Here is a 22,274-nt window from a genome sequence, read left to right on the forward strand (position 1 = left end):
GTTATTTCTTAACTCCTAACTCCTAACACTTATGTTAAAACACGTTGATTCTACCATCATCCATAATATATAACGAGCGATCGCCCGGAGAGCGCAAAGTCGGACGGAGTTCAAGCCGCAATGTGCCAAAGTTAGGTTTCGAGACAATTGCTTGTAATGATAGACCTTTTTCGCTCCAAAATATCAGAGATGTATTTGGCTCCGTACCTTCTATTTGTTCTAAATTTAATTTCTGTCCTGGACTCAAGGATATTGCATCAGTCCCAGAGGGTTTTTGGATTTTAATCAGATTGGGTGTGCTATTTACAACTTCAACCCGGATGTGTTGCCCAGGTGTAAACTGAATCGGGGACGAACCACACTTAGAAGCACAAGTTCGAGCTAAAGTATTGCTGGGATTATTTATTGATGTCACTAAAACGGTAGCTGCAACTAAAGCAAATGACAAAGGCTTAAACATAATACACAGTATAAGTACTAAACTGAAATATTACTTTGATTTAGTACTATTAAGCCTCAGCATATTTTCCAGAATTAACGTAAATTCGACAGCTTATATAGTAATCAAAAAACCTCTCCTTGGTTTTACTACGCAAAACCGTCCCTCTCCGACTCGGAGAGGGACAGACTTGAACTTTAGTTCAAGACAGGGAGAGGTTTGTCAAACTCACATCAGAATTAGAACTACAACGCATTCCCTACCGTCATTACGAATTACGAATTTAACCGAAACGTCCACTGATATAATCCTCAGCTTCTTTGGTTTGAGGAGAACTGAACATTTGCGCCGTAGGATTAAACTCAACTAATTTTCCGCGACGTTTACCATGCTCGTCAATTTCTGTGTTGAAGAAAGCTGTGAAATCTGCGACTCTCGAAGCTTGCTGCATATTGTGAGTCACCATGATGATGGTGTATTGTTGCTTGAGTTCTAAGCAGAGTTCTTCTACTTGGCGGCTAGAAATTGGGTCTAAAGCAGAACATGGTTCATCCATTAATAATACATCTGGCTTCATAGCGATCGCTCTTGCAATGCAAAGTCGTTGCTGTTGTCCGCCAGATAATGCAGTTCCCTTCTCTTTGAGTTTGTCTTTGACTTCATCCCAAATAGCAGCGCGTCTGAGGGAATCTTCTACTAATTCGTCAATGTTACCTTTATAACCATTAGCACGCGGCCCAAAGGAAATATTTTCGTATATTGACTTGGGGAAAGGATTCGGTCTTTGAAAAACCATTCCGACTTGTCGTCTTAATTTTACAGAATTTATCTTGGGATCGTAAATGTTGCGATCGCGATAATTCAGTCTCCCTTCTACCTTAGCTCCAGGGATTAAATCATTCATCCGGTTGAAGCAACGCAGTAAGGTACTTTTACCACATCCTGAAGGGCCAATAAAAGCAATAATTTGTTTTTCAGGAATCTTTATATATACATCTAAAAGTGCTAGAAATCCACCATAGTAAACCTTGACACCTTCAACATTGAATACGCCATTTTCTTGGTCTATTGTGGCACTATCTGATTGACTTTTACTATTACTATAAGTCATTTTGCGTATCTCCTAAATATTCATGAATGTATCCAATTAGATATTTAATTACCTAATTTATTGAGAAGCGTTGCCTGATATAAATTGCTACACCATTTAAAACTAAAATCAAGATTAACAACGCAATAATTGTCGCTGCTGCTGCACTAGCGAAACCTGGTTCAGGACGACTGATGTAACTATAAATTTGAATGGGTAATGCCATAAATCTCTGAAACAAACCAGGGTTAAAGGTGAGAAAACCCACAGCACCTACAACAATCAGAGAGGCTGCATCACCAATAGCACGAGATATAGAGATAATTACCCCCGTCAAGATACCAGGAACAGCATAGGGCAACACGTGACTGCTAATAGTTCGCCATTTTGTGACACCTAATCCGTAAGAAGCATTTCTCAAGGAATCTGGGACAGCGCGAATTGCTTCTCTAGCTGTCACAATAATTACTGGTAAAGACAACAAAGATAAAGTCAATGCACCGGAAATCAAGGCAGGGCCAAACCCAAGCAAATAATTGAAAACCCCTAAACCCAGCAATCCATAGACGATAGAAGGCACACCCGCCAGATTACTGATATTAATCTCAATAATCGCTGTCCACCAAGCTTTAGGTGCATATTCTTCTAGATATAGAGCTGCTCCAACACCAATTGGCACAGTCACTAAAATCACAACAGCTCCTAAAAGCATACTGCTGATAATCGCAGGACGAATACCACCTTGCTCAGGAAAACGAGAAGGAGTTTCTGTGAGAAAGCCGGGTGATAAAAATCTGCCTAATCCGTCTTTAAAAATATCAAAAAGTAGCAATGCTAGGATGAATAAACCAATCAGCAATCCTAACAAAAAAAGTACTTCAAATACTTTCCCTAATTTATCTCTACTCTCAACATTATCCGTAAATTCTGCCGCAGATTCTAAAGAATCATCTTGTTGATAACTTGTAGCCATATCTATATTAGTCGTATTTTTCTTTAAAGCGATTAGCAATCCAATAACTAACAATATTCAAAGCAAGCGTAAGTAAAAACAGAACAGCGCCTACAGCATATAATGTCTTGAAATTAAGACTACCACGCGGACTATCTCCACCAGAAATTTGCGCCATGTAAGCTGTCATGGTTTCTACTGATTCCATAAAATTAACAGTTAATCTTGGTTGTTGTCCGGCGGCGATGAGGACAGTCATTGTTTCACCTACAGCGCGAGAAATACCCAAAATAATTGAGGCTATGATTCCAGAAAGTGCGGCTGGTAGAACTACTTTAAAAATGGTTTCCAGTTTAGTGATACCTAAAGCATAAGCTCCTTCTCGCAAAGAACGGGGAACTGCTCGAATAGCATCTAAGCTGATAGAACCAACAGTAGGAGTAATCATTACCCCCATCATTAACCCCGCACTCAAAGCGTTGAATATTTCCAGAGGGATAAGATTTCGCAGCAATGGTGTAAGAAACAACAGCGCAAAGTAACCATATACTACTGTTGGTATTCCTGCCAAAAGCTCCACTGCTGGACGTAAAATTGCTGCAACTTTAGGTTCAGCATATTCACTCAAATAAATAGCAGAAGATAAACCCAAAGGAATAGCAACTGCCATCGCAATAGCTGTAGTCAAGAAAGTGCCATTAATCAATGGCCAAACACCAAAATGTTTATCGGCAAATAGAGGTGTCCATTTAGTATCAAGAAATAATTTTGCAAATGAGACTTCTTGGAAAAAACTGAATGTCTCCTGAAAAATGATTACGACAATACCAAAGGTAGTCAAAACCGAGACTAAAGCACAAGCAAATAAAATCGCCGCAACAATCTTTTCTGAAATATCTTCAGATGCATTTTTTTCTAATGACTCTCTGGGTTGTAGATAAGCATCGTTTTGATAATTGGTATTCTGCATAAACAGTAAATTTTTTACTCCAATGACTGAGACTTTATTTAAATAAACTTTGTAATTGGTTCACCTGGTTTTGCTTTTTTAAACTTTGTCCCAGTTTCACCAGTAGCAAATTTTTGTTTGACTTTGAGATAAGCTTCATCCGGTAGTGCCACATAACCAACACTATCTACCCACTTCCAAGAATTTTCTAGATAAAAATCTACAAATTCTTTTACTGCTGACTTATTGTCTAAGGATTTTTTACTAACATAGATGAACAGAGGACGAGACAAAGGTGTATAGATGTTTTTAATTACATTATCCACCGGCACTGGTTTTTCACACTTTCCTGCAAGACTTTCTACAGCAACTAGATTCAGTTTTTGTTGATTTTGAATATAGTAAGATATTCCTACATAACCCAAGGCTGTTACATCACCTGACACTCCTTGCACGAGAAGGTTTTGATTTTGAGTGGCAGTGTAATCTGTACGGCCATTCTTGGCTTTACCAGTCACAGCTTGAGTCATATAATCGAATGTTCCCGTATCCGAAGATGGAGCATACAGCTTCAGCTTTTCGTTAGGAAACTTGGGATTAACTTGATTCCATCTCAATACTTTACCGTCTGATTTGCCACCCCAAATCTTACCTAGTTCCTTAATAGTTAAACATTTGGCAAAGTTATTTTGACGGTTGGCAATCACAGCGATGCCATCTAAAGCTATAGGCAACTCGACAAATTCAATATTCTTACTTTTACATTTTTTGATTTCTTCATCTCTAATAGTGCGAGAAGCACCAGCTATATCAATATCACCATTACAAAATTTACTGAAACCGCCACCAGTACCACTTGAGGCAACGCTGACTTTAGCTTCAGGTTTGACTTTACCGTATTCTTCTGCAACTGCTAAAGAAATAGGAAAACCTACAGCAGCACCATCAATACTCACTTGACTTTTCTTTTCCTCGTTGCTACTACAAGCAGTGATACTGCTGGCAATAAACATTAAAAATATCAGGAAAAAACTATCCTTAAATCTGCTACGAAAGCTCATAAATTATCAATGGAGTAAAGTGACTTAAAATTCTTTATGCTTGGCTATCTGCTAATAGATAATTTTGCACGAAAAGCATAGATATCATGCTTTGCTAGCAGCCTTAACTTTGTCAAAAATAGCCCCATCTCCAAAAAACTTTTTCTGGATAATATCCCAGCCACCTAAATCTTGAGATGTGAATAAAGTTTTGATTGGCTGATATTGTGATGCTACTTCTTGGGTGACAGTGGGGTTAACAGGACGATATTGTAATTTAGCAAATTCTCGTTGAGCTTCTGTCGAGTAAAGAAAATCAACAAATGCATGTGCAACTTCCCTTGTACCATGTTTATCAACGTTTTTATCAACTACGGCTACAGGATTATCAATGGAAATATTGACTTGGGGTACAACATAAGGTAGTTTAGTCCCATTTTTTCCTGCTAAAATTACCTCATTCTCGTAGTTGATTAAGACATCACCCTGATTTTGTTGAAAAAATAAATTGCTAGCTTCACGAGCATCTTTCGTCAGAATAGGAGTGTTTTTATAAACTTTGGTGACGTAATCTAACGCTGTTGCTTCGTCACCTCCGGTTAAACTCACGGAACCCCAAAAAGCTAAGAATTCCCAGATAGCAATACCAGAAGTTTTTGGGTTAGCGGCAATCACTTTCACGCCATCTTTTGCTAAGTCTGCCCAAGTATTGATGCCTTTGGGATTGCCTTCGCGGGTGACGATCGCAGCAACCGATTTACTAACAATACCACTTCTCGGAGCTTTGGTTTCCCAACCTGATTTAATCAAACCTGCAAGAGCAATTTTGCTGACATCCAGAGGAAGTGCCAAATGTACTATATCTGCTTCTTGCGAACCAGCAATGACAGCCGCCGCTTGAGCGCCAGAACCCCCATAACTTTGCTCAAATGTGACGTTTTGGTTGTGTTCTTGCTTCCATTTTTCTATAAATTTGGGGATTATCTGGTCATGAGCTGCTTTGGTAACAGAGAAAGAAACGAGTTTCAGCTTGACATCATTTTTGCTAGCTGAACTGCTTCCAGAGCAGGAGGCAACTGCTATACTCAAAAAAGTACTTACTAAAAACAGACTCACAAAGCTTTGCACAGTGTGTCCATTCAACCAACTTTTAATTGTCTGTTTATACGATTGTATAGTCTGCAAAGCTTTCATGGCATAAGCCTGCATTCCCTCAGTTAGGAATTTACTTAATTGTGTCAGTTGTTGCGACTTGCTCATCAGAATACACCCCTAAATCTACGGTATTTCTAGACGAATACCGTAATTAAAAGAATTATAGGATATATAGAACATTAGTTCTCATCTGCTGCAATTTTTTTTTATTAAGTCAGGATTTGATCATCAAAGTAGCAAAAGTAGAGTCTAAGCCCTGTGTTCTGCCCAACCCCAAAAAGCTGATTTATTTACAGCCTACATAGGTTATTTGTGTATAGAATTGCCACAATAATTTGTTGGTAAAAATTGGGAAAAAGCGAAAATTTTTCCCCCTTTTGTGCGTAAAAGACCAAGACCAGTACAACTTCACAGACCCAGAATCTCGGATTATGATAAATAGCAGAGATTAGGGATTTAACCAACATTAGTTGAGTTGGTGACTTAGGCAATTCTGAAAAATCGATATAATTCGTAAGACAGCTATAAGTATCTTCACTAGTTATTGCGTTGTCTACTCTACCCGTATTGTCACAACCAGCTTAGGATAGACTAAAAGCACTTTTTGCGAAAAATGGTAGAAAAAATCACAGCTGTATTTAATGGCAAAGTGTTCTATCCGGCTGAACCGATCGCACTGCCAATCAATACCCGCGTGCGAATCAGTATTGAAATTTTACCGCCAGGTGAACATGAAACGGTATCATTTCTGCAAACAGCGCGATCGCTCAACTTAGATGGACCACCTGATTGGTCTACCAATATAAATAAATATTTATACACTAAGTAAACTTTCCATGCATTCTGAAGTCTTTCTTGATACATCATTTGCCATTGCCTTATCTGCACCGAGCGATCGCTTGCATGACCGAGCCTTACATCTGGCTAAAATGTTACAAGCGGCAGAAACTCGTTTGGTGACAACACAGGCCGTAATGTTAGAAATTGGCAATGCCTTATCCCAACAACCTTATCGTCAGGCGGCAATCATATTATTAAATTCTCTAGTAGCAGACTCAAAAGTAGAAATTGTCCCCCTTTCCCAGGAACTCTACGAACGTGCTTTCGAGTTATATCGGGAACGAACAGAGAAAGAATGGGGATTTGGGGATTGCGTATCTTTTATTGTGATGCAATATAGCGGAATCACTGAAGCGCTGACTGCTGATGAGCATTTTCAACAAGCAGGCTTTCGAGCATTATTGCGAGAAAATTTGCCTTAAAGATTGGGAATTGGTTATTCACAAATCACAAATAACTAACGACAATGAAATATTTCGTTACAATCGGCATGTGCATTAGGCATTCAAGAGTTATCAGCCATGAAATTGATTTCCGATCCACCGATTCCTGTAAAAATTCAAAAGATGAAGGAACGGGTGCGGTGGATGCATCCAAGTTTTGGGCAACGGGGAATTGACCAAACCAGTATGGTTATTGACGATCGCAGGCAGGATAGTCCAGAATTTTCCTTTATGGTTATCGGTGATTCTGGCACCAAATCCCATTCTCAACATCACCCCCAACGAAAAGTTGCCGAACTGATGTTGACTCACCGCGATGATTGCAGTTTCGTTTTACACACAGGCGATGTAATCTATGTGGTGGGTTCCCAAGAGTATTATTCAACAAACTTTATTGAGCCTTACCGGGAATTTCTTGTTGGTGGCGACAACCCGAAAAGCATTCCCTATGATCGCATGGTGTTTAATCTGCCGTTTTTGCCAGTACTTGGTAATCATGATTATTACGATGTACCGTTAATGTATCGTTTATTTACTGGAACAACATCTTCATTGCGTCGCCTGTTCCGCTACAAAGATATTGAGATTGGCTGGCATGGATCATATCAAGGTAATGCCTATGCGCGAGCATTTATGGACTATACCCAGGCGATCGCTTCCCCACAAGAGTTAGAATGTCATTTAGATCAACACTATACTGCTAAGACCAACACAGGGCGCTGTTTGCGTTACGAACCGGGAAATTTTACCCGTTTACCTAATCGTTATTACACCTTTCGTTACGGCGGTATTGACTTTTTCGCACTGGATTCTAATACCTTTAATACACCATCACCCTTACCTGCAACTCAAGAGGGAGAAATTTACCGCCGCCAATTGCAAAAGCGTCGCCAGGAAATAGATCAACAAGAATTGCAGATTTTGGAAATATGCGATCGCCTCAACCCAGATAAACCCACCGAAGCAGAACAACTTGATGAACTTAGCGCCAAATTAGACCAAATAAATGAGATAAAAATCGATATTGAAAAACAATTGGCATCTGATGAAATGCCTGCGATCGACTTTGAACAACTTGAATGGTTGCGAAGCAGACTCATTGAATCTTGGAACACCTCCGAGGTGCGCGGACGTGTAATCTTTTTCCACCATCCGCCCTATGTCACAGAGGCTACGAAGTGGGATCAGGCACAAACCTTGGCGGTTCGCCACCGCTTGCGCTGGGTGTTTGAACAAGTGGCACAAACTCTTGGTTCTCTAATTAAAGAACGTCCCATAGTCGATTTGATTTTAAATGGTCACGCTCACTGTTTGGAGCATCTTTGCACAACTGATACCGGATTTGCTGACTCCAACATTAACTGTATTATCTCTGGTGGTAGTGGTCATCGTCCCCGTTATCAACGGCGAAAGGGAACTGAATTGATGGAGACTTTTACCGAAATTGCAGGTGAACCTACTCGGAAAGTTGCTGATTCAATGCTTTTTGTAGGTCGTCACGACTACAATTACCAGAACCGCCTGCCTTACTCATGTGTGCGGATTGATGTTCTTGATGGTAGTCCACCCAAATTTATCATCAGACCGTTGATTACTGAACGTATTAGAGATGAGTGGTATAACCGCGAACTTGAACCTTTTGTGATTTAAACAGAATGCGATGCCTACGGCGGTAAACTACATCACTTGAAAATTAAATCTAGGCGTTATGTTGATAAAAATGATTGGTCAATTTTTCTCGTATACCACGGCGTAAATAGAGCAACCATTTAAAATGCCTAAAGAGCTTATTCCATAATACTTTTAACTTTTAACTTTTGAATGAGTGACTTCCGTGTAGCGGTACTAGTTCCCTCACAACAACTTTGCCACTTTGATGGATAGTTGCACAATTATCTAAAGTTATGCTTTTTGCAAGCGTTTATATCATAATCTTGAATAAAGTTTTGATAATTTCAGATTATGGCAGGACATAGTAAATGGGCAAACATTAAGCGCCAAAAAGCGGTAGTAGATGCAAAAAGGGGAAAAACCTTCACTCAGTTATCGCGGGCGATTATCGTTGCGGCTAGAAGCGGTGTACCAGATCCGGCGCTGAATTTTCAACTTCGCACAGCAATTGACAAAGCAAAGGCTGCAAGTATCCCCAATGATAATATTGAACGAGCGATCGCTAAAGGTGCAGGTACTTTTGGCGGGGATAATGCTACCTTTGAAGCGATTCGCTACGAAGGTTATGGCCCTGGTGGTGTAGCAATTTTAATCGAAGCCCTCACAGATAATCGCAATCGTACTGCTGCTGACTTGCGTGTAGCTTTTAGTAAAAATGGTGGCAATCTTGGTGAAACAGGTTGTGTTAGCTGGATGTTTGACCAAAAAGGCGTTTGTGTGGTGCAGGGTATGGTTGACGAAGAACAGCTTTTAGAAGCATCCCTTGAAGGCGGTGCCCAGTCTTATGAAATGACTGAAGATGAGATGGCTGAAGTATTTACTGACATTGCAAATTTAGAAACCCTTAGCCAGATACTCAAAGATCAACGCTTTAAGGTGACTGATGCCGAATTGCGCTGGATTCCCAGTAATAGTGTAGAAGTTACTGATCTGGAGCAGGCGCGATCGCTTTTCAAGTTAATTGATACTCTAGAAGGCTTGGATGACGTGCAAAATGTTACAGCTAACTTTGATATATCAGAAGAATTGATGGCTCTCAGTATTTCTTAATTAAAATCAATACAGCCATCATACCCCTATCAAGCTACTCAGACGCGACACCGATAGCATACGCGCAGCGTCTCGTCAAAGAGCGTCATAGCCCATCGTAGACATCGCTGCTCAAGTTAATCGATACCCTAGAAAACCCACGCAATGTGTAAAATGTTACATCAATCTTCTCATGCGTCAAAGTTAGATGGCAACAAGTATCACATATAGGAAAGTATTGAGTATAAACCCAGATGCTTCAAGGCTTTGAGCAATTAAAAGTATCCTAGCACACGTGATTACACTAATATTAAGGTATTCAATTAAAGTCATCTATCTTTAAATAGAGATAATTTAAAAATCACACGTAAGATTCACACAAATTACAAACTAATGACATATCGCTAGTAGATAGTTAGGCGATTGGTTATTTGATGAGGAGTTTCAAATGAATAAGTTCGCTAAAGCCTTACTTTTGGCTCTAATGTTTGCTGCCCCTGTAGCTGTTTCTGCATCCAGTGTTCAAGCCAAAACTACTTCTAGCCCGACTACAACTTACGCAACTGCTAAAGTTGCCAAATCCAAGACTGCAAAACGTAAGCATCATAAACACCACCACCACGGCAAAGCTGTTAGAAGTAAATCCTTAGTTAAACAATCCGCACTTAAAAAACACGTTACTCCAACAGGTACAACTACCCCACCCGCAGCTACACCAACCACCCCAAATAACTAATTTAGGACTTAGGCATTGAAAACCTAAAACCTCTATCCCCTTTCACAAGGGGGATATTAAAAGTATCCTTTAAAAGAGATTTTGGAAATCTATTATGTGTAAATCCTAGAATTATTGATGGAAATAAATAGTTTTTTATAAACTCATCTTTTGCAAAAGTACCAAACGTTTATTCGATATCTACTTAATAATTAAATTACGTAGGCTATAGACCGTTATTCATGAGTATTTTACTACTCAAGTATGACTTATATAGTTGCTATTAGCTTTAGTATTTTGTAGTGGTTTTATAAAATATTTATTTTCTACTACTTTCTAACTACGTACCATATTATTTAGACCTGCTATGGATCACAGCAGGTTTTTTTAATTGATATTTTTTTTTAAAACAAGAGAAATACCTTTATTTAGTCCAAAAAGTAATTTTTAATAATTGCCTAAAAACCTTCGTAGTTTTTTCTCTGTGGACTAATAATTTTCCAGATGTACATAGATGCTAGTATCGGCAAAAATCTCCACAAAAACTTCATATAAATAACAAGAAAACGACAAGTGTCTTTGTCATATTTAATTTATGGGTTCACTACAGAAATGGAATTAAGGAAATCACATGAACAAGTTTGCTAAAGGTTTAGTTCTAGCTCTAGTACTTGCTACTCCCATAGCTATTGCTGCACCAATGTTTCAAGCTTCACCAGCTTCAGCTGCTGTTAAGCATCATCATAGATATCATCACAAAAGACATCACATCTACAAACATAGGTAGACATCTCCTGCTGTCAAACACAGCATATTTAATGATTAATTACCCTTAGTAATAGTTGGTAGTAGCTCTGCAATAAAATTTATACTTTATTTATCTGCAAAATAAGTAAAGCTGTGTTACCTCGCTGTTGTCTTTAGTCATCAGCGGGGTTTTTCAATGTTTGCTTGCTCTAAAGGGCGCGATCGCGTCAAAATAAGAGTTAAGACGCTGTAACCTAACTTAACAATGGCCCTAACGCAGCTTGAGCAAATTTCCCCTCAACCAACACCGCCAGACTTGCGGGGATATGAATATGATTTGGTAATTGTCGGCGGTGGGATTATTGGGTTAACTCTAGCCTCTGCTTTAAAAGATTCTGGCTTGAGTGTCTTGCTGATTGAGGCAAAAGTGGCATCGGCGGCTGTAGCTAAGGGGCAAGCCTACGCAGTTCATATGCTTTCGGCCCTAATTTATCAAGGAATTGGAGTTTGGGACAAAATGTTGCCTCAAATAGCCAAATATTGCCGAGTTCATCTTTCTGATGCCGATTCTCCCAATGTAGTAGAATTTGCCACAGATGATATAGGTACACTAGAGTTAGGTTATGTGGCAGAACACCAAACGCTGTTGCAGCCTTTGCAGGAGTTTGTCCAAAATTGTTCAAATGTGACTTATCTGTGTCCGGCTGAAGTAGTAAATACGCAGTACCAGAAGGATATAGTAGCGATAGATATTAAAGTTGCCGATCAGCTACAGACAGTCAAGAGCAAATTACTGATAGCAGCAGATGGGGCGCGATCGCCGATTCGTCAAGCTGCTGGGATTAAAACTCAGGGCTGGAAATATTGGCAGTCTTGCATAGTTGCATTTGTTAAACCAGAAAAACCGCACAACAATACTGCTTACGAAAGATTTTGGTCTAGCGGGCCCTTTGCGATTTTACCTTTACCAGGGAACCGTTGCCGCATTGTCTGGACAGCCCCCCACGAAGAAGCAAAAGCTTTATGTGCTTTAGATGATGAGCAATTTTTGGTAGAACTCACCCGTCGCTATGGCAATCAGATGGGGAAATTGGAATTACTAGGCGATCGCTTTGTATTTCAGGTACAACTCATGCAAAGCGATCGCTATGTTCTCCCCCGATTAGCATTAATTGGTGATGCAGCGCACAATTGCCATCCTGTCGGCGGACAAGGTTTAAATCTGGGGATTCGGGATGCAGCGGCTTTAGCGCAAGTAATCCAAGCAGCGCACCTAGCGGGTAAAGATATTGGCGATATTCAGATTCTTAAAGGTTATGAACGCTGGCGCAAGCTAGAGAACCTGACGATTTTAGGTTTTACCGATTTGTTAGATCGGATGTTTTCTAATAACTTCTTACCTGTGGTGGTGGTTCGTCGTCTGGGTTTATGGTTTTTGCAGCGAGTACCTGTATTAAAAGTGTTTATGCTGAAGTTAATGATCGGCTTGAAGGGACGGACTCCAGAATTGGCAAAAGATAAACGCTACACCACAGCAGCTTGAAAAATCTGGTTTGGGGTGAGATTCAATTCGGGAAAAGTTTGGGAAACAATGAGATCGCTATCTCGATACTTACTTATCTGATATTCCCCATCAACTAAGTTACAAACGGTGATTGTTGGTTGTTTAGGATTACCGATAAAATTACGTCCACCCAAGGCAGCATAATCGAGAATCCAGTATTCCAGGATACCCATCTCTTCATACTCAGCATATTTTAAATAGTAATCGTCTCGCCAGTTGGTTGATACAACCTCAATCGCCAAAGGTATTGATGCACCTAAACTAACGATAGATTCTTTTTTCCATAATTTTTCATTTGCCAGATTTGCACGGTTTAGCACCAACACATCTGGGATGTAACCAGAATCTTTTTCAGCAGGTCTAACTATAACTTGGTTGGGCATGAAGTAGGACAATCCTAGACGTTGGATTTCGACAGAAATTTTGATACCTAGAAATCCTTTAACTTCTTCGTGTTCCCCTACTGGTTGTGCGATCTCAACAATTTCTCCTTTATGTAGTTCGTAACGGACTCGTCGATTTTCGGGTAGCCAATCGACAAATTCCTCAAAGGTTACTAGCTTGGGTATGGCTTGAGTCATGACTTTTGAGAATTACTGATGATAGAAATATTATCTCTAATCTAGGAGACTGCGGACAGCTTTTCCACCACGGTTAAGAGCCAGGGTATAAATCATCCTAGTTTTCACATATTTGTGTCTGAATAATTCCTGTATTGTGTGGATGTCATAGCCATTTTGCAGTAAATTGGTAGCGAAACTCTGGCGAAATGCATGACAACCCACCTTTTTTTGAATACCAGCTTGATGAAGCGCTTGTTTTAATGCTTTTTGTCTTCTACTTTCATGGCTGCTTTATGTTCCGACTTTAAGGGAAAAGGGCATTCTATGTAAAGACTAGCAACGTTGATATCAAACAGCCACTAAACAGATGATTCGAGAAAAATCCCCTATATTCCCTCATGGGCTAAGGCAAATTGGAGGCATCGTTGTTTTGGCGATCGCCTACTATCAAATGGCTGAAATTTCACGCCATCTTGCCTCCACACCGAACAATGTGACTCCAGTTTGGCCCCCGGATGGAATTGCTGCTGGGGCTGTTTTGTTGTTTGGTAACTGGATTGGGTACGGTGTTTTACTGGGTTCATTTCTTGCCAACTTCTGGGCATTCCGAGATCCAACAAGTTTATTGTCCCTGGTGATTTCAACGCTGCCAGTTCTTTTCATTGCGATCGGAACAACCTTGGGGACTATGTTGGGTGCCTTCCTGCTGCGGAAAACTACCAACCAAAGCTATCCCTTAGAACGTGTCACCAACGTGTTCAAATTTTTGCTCTTAACCGGCATGGTGGGGCCAAGCATCAATGCAACTGTTGGAGTGGCTTGCTTGGCGTTGAGTGGTAAAGTTCCCTGGACAGCGTGTGGGACAGTTTGGTTAACCTGGTGGATTTCTAATGTTTCGGGAATTTTCATCGTCACTCCGATTCTGCTTAGTTGGGGGCAATTCACTCAAAAAAAGCGACGTCCAATCTGGCAATGGTTATTCCTCAGTTCAACGTCAGAGGATTGTGAAAATCTCTCTCATATTCGCCACTCAAGAGCAAACTCACGCCCTTTAAAATTCTGGTTAATCCTAGTAGAGCCAGTTATCCTGATCGGGTTGGTCATTCTTATCAGCAAAGTTGCTTTTGGTGAGGGATATCACCTGGAGTATATGTTGATTCCGATGTTGATCTGGTCTGCCTTTCGACTGGGGCAACCGAGTACAATGCTGTTAACTTTTATTGTGGCTGCGATCGCTGTGATCGCAACTGTCAATGGTAAAGGTAGTTTTGTGAGTAAGGATCTCGACCAATCTTTGATCCAACTGCAATCGTTTATCGGCGTGATTACACTCACCATTCTTATGCTAACAGCGACGATCGCAGAACGAACACAAGCAGAAACCAAGCTGCGTTTAGCTTTTGCCGAATTAGCCAGAACCAATGAAACTCTGGAAGTTCGAGTTCAGCAGAGAACTGAAGAATTGAATGAAAAGAATACGACTCTGAACCAAACTCTACAAACGCTTAAACAGACTCAATTGCAGATGCTTCACAGTGAAAAAATGTCTGCATTGGGACAAATGGTGGCAGGGGTTGCCCATGAAATCAATAACCCAGTTAATTTCATTAATGGCAACTTAATTTATCTTTCTGAGCATATCCAAGGTCTGCTGAGAGCATTGCAAGCTTACCAACAGCACTATCCAAATCCACCTCTTGCCCTGCACGCAGAATTGGATAAACTTGAACTGGACTTTTTACGGGAAGATGTTACCAAGATTCTTGAGTCCATGAAAATTGGTACCGAGCGGATCTCTTCTATTGTGTTATCGCTGCGGAACTTCTCGCGTTTGGATGAAGCAGGATGGAAAGCTGTAGATATTCATCAAGGGATTGATAGTACCTTGGTGATTTTACAACATCGATTGCAATCAACAGCCAATCGTCCCCAGATCCAGGTTATTAAAGAGTATAATCAGTTACCACTGATTGAATGTGATGCTGGCTCCCTTAATCAAGTGTTTATGAATCTTTTAAGCAATGCTGTAGATGCATTAGAAGAATCTAATCAGGGGCGTTCGTTCCCAGACATTTTAGCTAACCCCAATAACATCTGGATTCAGACTCGTCAAATCGATACAAATCAAGTAATGATTATGATTTCTGACAATGGAACAGGCATTCCAAAAGAGATTTGCTCTAAACTATTTGATCCTTTCTTCACCACTAAGCCCGTTGGCAAAGGCACTGGTTTGGGTTTGTTTATGAGCTATCAAATTGTGACCCAGAAGCATGACGGTAATCTTTGGTGTGATTCCACACTGGGGCAAGGCACAAAGTTTGTGATTGAGATTCCTCTAAAAGCTAAGAGGATTGCTTGAGTAAGCACAATTTAGAGAATTTCGAGAAGCGATGCCTACGGCTGGCTACGCCTACGCATTTGCTATTTCGGCGTACGCATTTGCTATTTCGGCGTACGCATTTGCTATTTCGGGGTACGCATTTGCTATTTCGGGGTACGCATTTGTTATTTCGGGGTACGCATTTGTTATTTCGGCGTTCGCATTTGTTATTTCGGCGTTCGCATTTGTTATTTCGGCGTTCGCATTTGTTATTTCGGGGTACGCATTTGCTATTTCGGGGTACGCATTTGCTATTTCGGGGTACGCATTTGCTATTTCGGGGTACGCATTTGCTATTTCGGCGTACGCATTTGCTATTTCGGCGACTCCATTTGCTATTCGCTAAGACATTAGCAATTTGTGATGTCTACAATAAAAAGCAAACACCAAGCTAGAGAATTAGGCGCTTTCATCAGGAAAACAAATGGTAATAACAGCAATAAATCCTTATCTTGATGGTAACTTTGCACCAATTCATCAAGAAATTACCACTGACACCTTGCAAGTAATAGGTGAACTACCACCGGATTTATCGGGGATATTTGTCCGCAATGGTGCTAATCCACAGTGGAAGCCGATTGGTCAGTATCACTGGTTTGATGGAGATGGAATGTTGCATGGTGTGCGAATTCACAATCGCAAAGCAATTTATTGCAATCGCTACGTTCAAACCGAAAAATGGAAAATAGAGCAAGCAGAGGGTAAGGCCATCTGGTCTGGTTTAATGGAACCACCGCAAATGGATAATCCTTATGGGTCATATAAAAATACTGCTAATACAGCTATTGTTTGGCACGCGGGTCAACTATTAGCATTATGGGAAGGAGGAGCGCCTTATGCTATTAAGCTGCCTGAGTTAGAGACAATTGGCGAGTACACCTACAATGGTAAGTTAGCTTCTGCCTTTACTGCCCATCCTAAAGTAGACCCAGTTACGGGCGAGATGATGTTTTTTGGCTACTCTCCATTTACACCGCCTTACTTACAATATGGCGTGGTTTCAGCAGCAGGCAAGTTGTTACGGACTGAGCCAATTGACTTGCCAATAGGAGTGATGATGCATGATTTTGCAATCAGCGAAAACTATACAATTTTTATGGATCTGCCCCTGACTTTTAATCCACAACGGGCACAACGAGGAGAATCTCTGCTATTATTCGAGAGCGATCGCCCTAGTCGCTTTGGCATCTTACCACGTCATGGAAATAATGGTGATGTCCGTTGGTTCGAGAGTTCAGCTTGTTTCGTACCTCACACTCTCAATGCTTACGAAGAAGGAGAAGAGATAGTCTTAAGCGGTTGTCGAATGAAGAACTCAGGACTTTTAGAACCAGTCCAAAGCTTTGATGAACAAGAAGGAGTTGACAGACCTCTATACGAGTGGCGATTCAATCTCAAGACTGGTTTTGTTAAAGAAACAATGTTAGATAATGTACCCATTGAATTTCCCCGTATCAATGAACAGCTACTAGGGAAAAAAACACGATACGGCTACAGTGCAAGAGTCGCTAATAATCCAGTTCTCTTGTTTGATGCGCTGATCAAGTACGATTTTAATCGTGGTAAATCCGAAACATTAGAATTCGGAGTTGGGCGTTATGGCGGAGATATCGTTTTTGTACCACGTCCTCACGCGACAACAGAGGATGATGGCTGGCTCCTAACTTTAGTTCATGATGAGGGTTCAGAAACTTCTGAATTAATCGTAGTAAATGCCCAAGATGTCACGTCCGGGCCTATAGCGCAGGTACTAATTCCCCAGCGAGTCCCCTATGGATTCCATGCTGCTTGGATTGATGAAGCGCAATTCCAAACTTGAGCAAAACTAACGTTAGTGGTTGATGTGAGTTGGTGAGCCAACCTGCCCTTGGCGGTTCCCACGCCACTTGCTCCCCGTTGTAGCGACTGGCGTTAGCATTATAGGACTTACGCACACTCTACGAATTCTCGGCGCTCTTGGCGTCTTGGCGGTTCGATAAATTAAGCTTTTTGGTAATTTTTGCGTAAGTCCTACATTAGAGTAATCCAAGTAAAAAAATGCCCAATTGTCATTGCGGGAGCCTTCGCGGTAGCGTCTCGTAGAGAAGCGGAATAAAGCAATCTCTGATGTGATTGCTTTGCTCCACTGCCTTGCGTACCCTACGGGGAAGGCATTGGTGTCAACTTAAGTTCAAATGCATGAGGCGTTTTACCCCCCTTAATCCCCCCGATGTATTGGGGGGAAACAGGAAATTTAGTTCCCTCCCCAATCTATCGGGGAGGGTTAGGGTGGGGTGACGCGGATCGTGATGGGAAGCCAGAGAACTGAATATCACGTCTTGACAAGGGTTTCACGTTAAGTTGACACTTATGACAGGAAGGCTTTGCCTACGCAATGATAGACTTTAGATCATTTATTTATTGGAAGACTCTTAGCGTTGGAGCGTCACCCGAAGGGTAGTGCTTCTCTCATCAGATAGATGTAATAGGATTTAATATATGCTATCTACACAGTACTGCTAACTGTAGGATTGAAAATTAGGATTTTTCTACATAAAATTAAAAATCTAAAATTAAAAATTGGTAACACTGATGGTTAGGAGTGCTAGAGTTTCAAGAAATTCACCGGAACTTTTCAGCGGGTATTCATGCTGAAGAAACTACAGAAAAAGCAAATTTCGATAATTGCGGGTGCAGCACTGTTTGCCTTTTTAGCTGGGGCAATGGTATCAGCACCTGAGATTGGCAAATCTTTGGGGAAATGGCTCAAACTGAGTCAGAATCAAGCAGGGCAAACATCAGAGGGTAGCATTGCTCAATCAGCCGTCTTTCCACTGATCTCACAATCCCTGCCAGAACGGGCGGCAAAACTAGCAACGATCGCCGAACAATCGCGATCGCCAGACCGAAATCGCGCTCGTTATCTTTTGGCGAGTGATTACATTGAAAGAACCCAAGCTAAAAAAGCGCTGGTTTTACTGGACGGATTAGATAAAGACTATCCCCTTCTAGCGCCCTACATTTTGCTGAAACAAGCTCAGGCACAGGATATCCTGGGCGAGGACGGCAAAGCCTCGGATCTGAGGCGAAGTGTGCTGAAACAGTATCCCAAAGAAGCGGCCACGGTGAAAGCGCTATATCTAATTGCCCAACCGAAGCAACAAGAAACTGCGATCGCTCAATTTCCTTCCAATCCTCTGACTTGGGAAATTATCCGCAAACGCTTGCAAGATAATCCCAATCAGCCACAATTACAATTAATTTTGGCTAAATATGCCTATGATCAACCAGGCATAGTGGGCGTTTTAGATCAGCTAGTAAAACAGCCTACCCTCAAACCCGAAGAATGGGAACTAATTGGTACAGGCTATTGGGAAAATAGTCAATTTTTGAAAGCCGCAAATGCTTATGCCAAAGCACCCAAAACATCGCGCAACCTCTACCGCACTGCACGGGGGTTACAGGTAGGAGGCAAAGATAAAGAAAAAGCGATGCCTGCGGCGGGCGTAGCCATCGCCACCTATAAACAACTAGTGCAGCAATTTCCAAATACTGAGGAAGCTGGGACTGCACTACTGCGGTTAGCAGAAACCGCAAAAACTCCTAAAGACGGCTTACCCTATCTTGAGCAGGTAATTAGTAAATTTCCGAAACAAGCTAGTACTGCACTGGCACAAAAAGCCAAAACTCTCCAAACCCTTAAGGATCAAAAGTCAGCTAGCCAGGCGTGGCAATTACTCATAGCCAAGTACGGAAATTCTGATGAAGCCGCAGAGTATCGCTGGAAAATCGCCCAAGATAAAGCCAATACCAAAGATTACGTCGGTGCTTGGCAATGGGCAGAACCAATTGTCACCAATAATCCCAATAGTATTTTGGCTCCAAGAGCAGGCTTTTGGGTAGGTAAATGGGCAGCTTTACTAGGCAAACAGCAGGAATCTCAAACTGCTTATGAGTATGTGATTAGCCAGTTTCCTTACTCTTACTATGCATGGCGAGCAGCGACGATGCTGGGGCTAAATGTTGGCAACTTTGACAACGTGCGCGTCATGAACCCAGAAGTAATCGCACAAGAGCGTCCATTACCACCTGCTGGTTCTGAGACTTTAAAAGAATTATATCTGCTAGGTCAAGACCGCGATGCCTGGTTACAATGGCAAACAGAATTTCAGAATAAAATTCAGCCAACGGTAGCAGAGCAATTTACTGAAGGGTTAATTCGGCAGGCAAAGGGAGAAAATCTCATTGGAATTGATAAAATTTCTAAATTGGAAGATCGGGAAACACCAGCTGAACTTGCCCAATATCAGACTCTGAGTAAACAGATCACTTACTGGCAAGCGCGTTATCCGTTTCCCTATCAGCGAGAGATTGAAAAGTGGTCTATTGAGCGTAAACTGAATCCTCTGCTAGTCACCGCTCTCATCCGTCAAGAGTCGCGGTTTGAGCCAAAAATCAAATCCGTTGCTAACGCTACTGGCTTAATGCAGTTGTTGCCGACTACAGCTCAATGGATCGCTCCACAAATTAAGTTGGATATCAAAACAATAAACCTCGAAAATCCCAACGACAATATCATGCTGGGTACATGGTATTTGGATCATACCCATCAGCAATATAACAATAACTCCTTGCTAGCGATCGCCAGTTACAACGCTGGCCCCGGCAATGTCTCCAAATGGCTACAAACTCTAACTACAAAAGATCCGGATGAGTTTGTTGAAGAAATTCCCTTTGATGAAACCAAAAATTATGTGCGTCAAGTTTTTGGCAACTATTGGAATTATTTGAGACTTTACAACCCTGAGATTTCTGGTATTGTCGCAAAGTACTCGACTACACACCCAAAATTGCCGGCGCAGTGATATTACCCAATTCGGTAGAAATGACCAAGCAGGGAGAAGAGGAGCAGGGAAAGCACATATACAATTTTACGTGAGTTCCATGAACCTCTCCCTGCCTTGAATTAAAGTTCAAACCTGTCCCTCTCGCCCGTCGGAGAGGGACAGGTTTTATGTAGTGAAACCTCTTAAAGGTCTTTTTATTCGACTAATTAGTAGATATAGCAACAGCCAAAATGGTTAGGAGATTAACAGATGATAAAACTTAGACACAAAAAGGCTTTTCACCCAGTCCCCAGTCCCCAGTCCCTAGTCCCCAGTCCCTTGCTATACATCAATTGCCGTAAGGGTTTAGAGGATGTTTAAAAAGTGTTTGACTGTGATTTTTATCACCCCCCTTAATCCCCCCGATATATTGGGGGGAAACCAGAAAATCCAGTCCCCTCACCAATATATCGGGGAGGGTTAGGGAGGGGTAAAAAAATATTTAATACATCAATCACGACTTTTCAAACAACCTCTTAGAGTTTCGCACTCCTGACTAGTCTAAACTCTAGTTAGTTATTTAAATCATTAATATTACTCAATGATGTCAACTGCGACTCGACCGCATTGAGATAACTTTGATCATTCAAAACTTGTGCTGGTAATTTGTTAGCCTTGACAGCAGCCTGAACCACATCTTTTGCAGTCACTTTTCCTATTTGGAATTCAGATACCAAAGCGCCCCCACTAGGAATACCCTGCTCTTTGAAATAACCTTGATAAGCTAGAAAGGTAGTATTGAAAGGTTGAAGATACCTGGCATTTGGGGAATTAGTACGTAAAGTATTAGGGTTGACATATGTGTTTATTTGTCCGGCACTATTGTTATTATTAGCTGTTTGAGCGCCAACAATTCCAGGTATAAAAGCAATACAAGCAACGATAAATGCAGAGTTGAGCAAGTTTGTAACTTTCATAATTTTCTTCTCGATTTAACTATTACTAAGACCCATCATGTGATACGCAATAAAGCTCGTATCAAAGGATTTGAGGTAATTTACATTCGGGGAATAGCTAGATAAAGTGTTAGAGTTAACAGCTGTGTTTTTCGATGCGCCACTGTTGTTATTATTGGCTGTATGAAGGCTAGTAATTTTAGGCATAGAATTAATCCAAGCAACAATATGTGCAGAATTTATCAAGTTTGTAAGTTCATAAGACCTCTTGCAAAAATCCTTGAATCACCCCTCCCCGATGTATTGGGGAGGGCGCAAGATTTCAAGTTTCCCCCATTTATAAGGGGGGATTAAGGGGGGTCTATTCGACTTATGCAAGAGGTCTGTAGAGTTATCCTCAATTAGAACAAAGTACAATCAGTCTGTGATATCTAGTAATAAAGTCCACTGTTTTATAAATCTCAACCTCCTATACTCAGTTCATTTGATAGCTTAATTTGTTAATTATCCAAACGGCTGAGTCAAATTGACCCCAATATCAAAAATTGGGAATTCGTATAAGGTTTAGTAAGTAATAACTCAGAAAAAGCAAAGATTCACTAGATCAAATCTTTGATTTGCAAGCATTTATAGAAGGTGCGATCGCTCACATATATGTAATTATGATCTTCTCTTCTAGATATTTTTTGCTTTCGGCTAGAAACTGAAATCCAACTGTGTTTTAGCTAATAAAGTTTCCATACCAATATGCTAGAAAGTCTTTCTAATAAAAGCAAATACTTTTACTTCTTAACTTGATAAATAAAAGTGATGTAAATTAATACTGGCATTGCAAAGTTTTCTATAAACCTTACTGACCATTCATTTGAGTTTGCACGGACTTTCGTGTAACAGGTTGTTTGAAAAGTGGTTAACTGTGATTTTAATTGCGTT

At 40.9% G+C, this 22,274-nt stretch carries 19 protein-coding genes and 1 pseudogene; 11 read left to right on the plus strand and 9 right to left on the minus strand.

Annotated elements, in window-relative coordinates; genetic code table 11:
* Window positions 1-34 precede the first annotated feature (34 nt).
* From V7K35_RS00280 to V7K35_RS00305, 6 genes are all read right to left on the minus strand, one after another.
* Window positions 35-460: a hypothetical protein gene (locus V7K35_RS00280; RefSeq protein WP_335075408.1), complete on the minus strand. Its 426-nt coding sequence runs from the start codon at window positions 458-460 to the stop codon at window positions 35-37.
* 262 nt (window positions 461-722) lie between these two features.
* Window positions 723-1,550 (minus strand): phosphate ABC transporter ATP-binding protein PstB, encoded by an 828-nt coding sequence (pstB, locus tag V7K35_RS00285; protein WP_335075410.1) that lies wholly within the window; start codon window positions 1,548-1,550, stop codon window positions 723-725.
* A gap of 52 nt (window positions 1,551-1,602) precedes the next feature.
* A complete protein-coding gene (gene pstA, locus V7K35_RS00290; protein ID WP_335075412.1) occupies window positions 1,603-2,502 on the minus strand; it encodes a phosphate ABC transporter permease PstA in 900 nt (299 codons plus the stop codon).
* 7 nt (window positions 2,503-2,509) lie between these two features.
* Window positions 2,510-3,451, minus strand: a complete 942-nt coding sequence (gene pstC / locus V7K35_RS00295) for a phosphate ABC transporter permease subunit PstC (RefSeq protein ID WP_335075414.1) — start codon at window positions 3,449-3,451, stop codon at window positions 2,510-2,512.
* A gap of 38 nt (window positions 3,452-3,489) precedes the next feature.
* Window positions 3,490-4,491, minus strand: a complete 1,002-nt coding sequence (locus V7K35_RS00300; protein WP_335075416.1) for a PstS family phosphate ABC transporter substrate-binding protein — start codon at window positions 4,489-4,491, stop codon at window positions 3,490-3,492.
* An 84-nt stretch (window positions 4,492-4,575) separates the two neighbouring features.
* Window positions 4,576-5,730, minus strand: a complete 1,155-nt coding sequence (locus V7K35_RS00305; RefSeq protein WP_335075418.1) for a sulfate ABC transporter substrate-binding protein — start codon at window positions 5,728-5,730, stop codon at window positions 4,576-4,578.
* Between the two features lie 508 nt (window positions 5,731-6,238).
* On the opposite strand from V7K35_RS00305, the gene V7K35_RS00310 reads away from it, so the two are divergent.
* The 7 genes from V7K35_RS00310 to V7K35_RS00340 all read left to right on the plus strand — a co-directional run bounded on the left by V7K35_RS00310 (window position 6,239) and on the right by V7K35_RS00340 (window position 12,613).
* The gene (locus V7K35_RS00310; RefSeq protein WP_335075420.1) at window positions 6,239-6,454 is read left to right on the plus strand and encodes a hypothetical protein; all 216 of its coding nucleotides are present in this window, start codon (window positions 6,239-6,241) and stop codon (window positions 6,452-6,454) included.
* Between the two features lie 7 nt (window positions 6,455-6,461).
* The gene (locus V7K35_RS00315; protein ID WP_334972677.1) at window positions 6,462-6,887 is read left to right on the plus strand and encodes a type II toxin-antitoxin system VapC family toxin; all 426 of its coding nucleotides are present in this window, start codon (window positions 6,462-6,464) and stop codon (window positions 6,885-6,887) included.
* Between the two features lie 99 nt (window positions 6,888-6,986).
* Window positions 6,987-8,558, plus strand: coding sequence for a metallophosphoesterase family protein (locus V7K35_RS00320; protein ID WP_335075422.1), 1,572 nt, complete (start codon window positions 6,987-6,989; stop codon window positions 8,556-8,558).
* 312 nt (window positions 8,559-8,870) lie between these two features.
* Window positions 8,871-9,629: a YebC/PmpR family DNA-binding transcriptional regulator gene (locus V7K35_RS00325; RefSeq protein ID WP_335075425.1), complete on the plus strand. Its 759-nt coding sequence runs from the start codon at window positions 8,871-8,873 to the stop codon at window positions 9,627-9,629.
* 427 nt (window positions 9,630-10,056) lie between these two features.
* The gene (locus tag V7K35_RS00330) at window positions 10,057-10,344 is read left to right on the plus strand and encodes a hypothetical protein (RefSeq protein ID WP_335075427.1); all 288 of its coding nucleotides are present in this window, start codon (window positions 10,057-10,059) and stop codon (window positions 10,342-10,344) included.
* Between the two features lie 610 nt (window positions 10,345-10,954).
* Entirely contained in the window at window positions 10,955-11,110 is a 156-nt protein-coding gene (locus tag V7K35_RS00335) for a hypothetical protein (protein WP_335075430.1), read from the plus strand.
* A 225-nt stretch (window positions 11,111-11,335) separates the two neighbouring features.
* Window positions 11,336-12,613 (plus strand): FAD-dependent hydroxylase, encoded by a 1,278-nt coding sequence (locus tag V7K35_RS00340; RefSeq protein ID WP_335075432.1) that lies wholly within the window; start codon window positions 11,336-11,338, stop codon window positions 12,611-12,613.
* On the opposite strand, the gene V7K35_RS00345 is transcribed toward V7K35_RS00340, so the two are convergent.
* Both V7K35_RS00345 and V7K35_RS00350 read right to left on the minus strand, forming a co-directional pair.
* Window positions 12,595-13,215, minus strand: coding sequence for a Uma2 family endonuclease (locus tag V7K35_RS00345; RefSeq protein ID WP_335075434.1), 621 nt, complete (start codon window positions 13,213-13,215; stop codon window positions 12,595-12,597). The two genes, V7K35_RS00340 and V7K35_RS00345, sit on opposite strands and share 19 nt — an antisense overlap.
* Before the next feature lie 36 nt (window positions 13,216-13,251).
* Window positions 13,252-13,458: pseudogene (locus V7K35_RS00350) on the minus strand (tyrosine-type recombinase/integrase); the annotation flags it as partial.
* 106 nt (window positions 13,459-13,564) lie between these two features.
* Between V7K35_RS00350 and V7K35_RS00355 the strand changes: the two are divergent.
* The 4 genes from V7K35_RS00355 (at window position 13,565) to V7K35_RS00370 (ending at window position 20,424) form a co-directional block, all read left to right on the plus strand.
* Window positions 13,565-15,559 carry an MASE1 domain-containing protein gene (locus tag V7K35_RS00355; RefSeq protein WP_335075436.1) on the plus strand — a complete coding sequence of 665 codons (1,995 nt, stop codon included), beginning with the start codon at window positions 13,565-13,567 and terminating at the stop codon, window positions 15,557-15,559.
* Window positions 15,560-15,590: 31 nt separating this feature from the next.
* Complete coding sequence (locus V7K35_RS00360) at window positions 15,591-15,926, plus strand: hypothetical protein (protein ID WP_335075438.1); 336 nt, start codon at window positions 15,591-15,593, stop codon at window positions 15,924-15,926.
* Window positions 15,927-16,004: 78 nt separating this feature from the next.
* Window positions 16,005-17,399 carry a carotenoid oxygenase family protein gene (locus tag V7K35_RS00365; RefSeq protein WP_335075440.1) on the plus strand — a complete coding sequence of 465 codons (1,395 nt, stop codon included), beginning with the start codon at window positions 16,005-16,007 and terminating at the stop codon, window positions 17,397-17,399.
* Between the two features lie 808 nt (window positions 17,400-18,207).
* The gene (locus V7K35_RS00370) at window positions 18,208-20,424 is read left to right on the plus strand and encodes a lytic transglycosylase domain-containing protein (RefSeq protein ID WP_335075442.1); all 2,217 of its coding nucleotides are present in this window, start codon (window positions 18,208-18,210) and stop codon (window positions 20,422-20,424) included.
* A gap of 533 nt (window positions 20,425-20,957) precedes the next feature.
* Here the strand turns inward: V7K35_RS00370 and V7K35_RS00375 are convergent.
* On the minus strand, window positions 20,958-21,362 hold the full coding sequence (locus V7K35_RS00375) for a hypothetical protein (protein WP_335075444.1): 405 nt from the start codon (window positions 21,360-21,362) through the stop codon (window positions 20,958-20,960).
* Window positions 21,363-22,274 lie beyond the last annotated feature (912 nt).

This window comes from Nostoc sp. (assembly GCF_036917275.1).
Lineage (GTDB): Bacteria > Cyanobacteriota > Cyanobacteriia > Cyanobacteriales > Nostocaceae > Nostoc.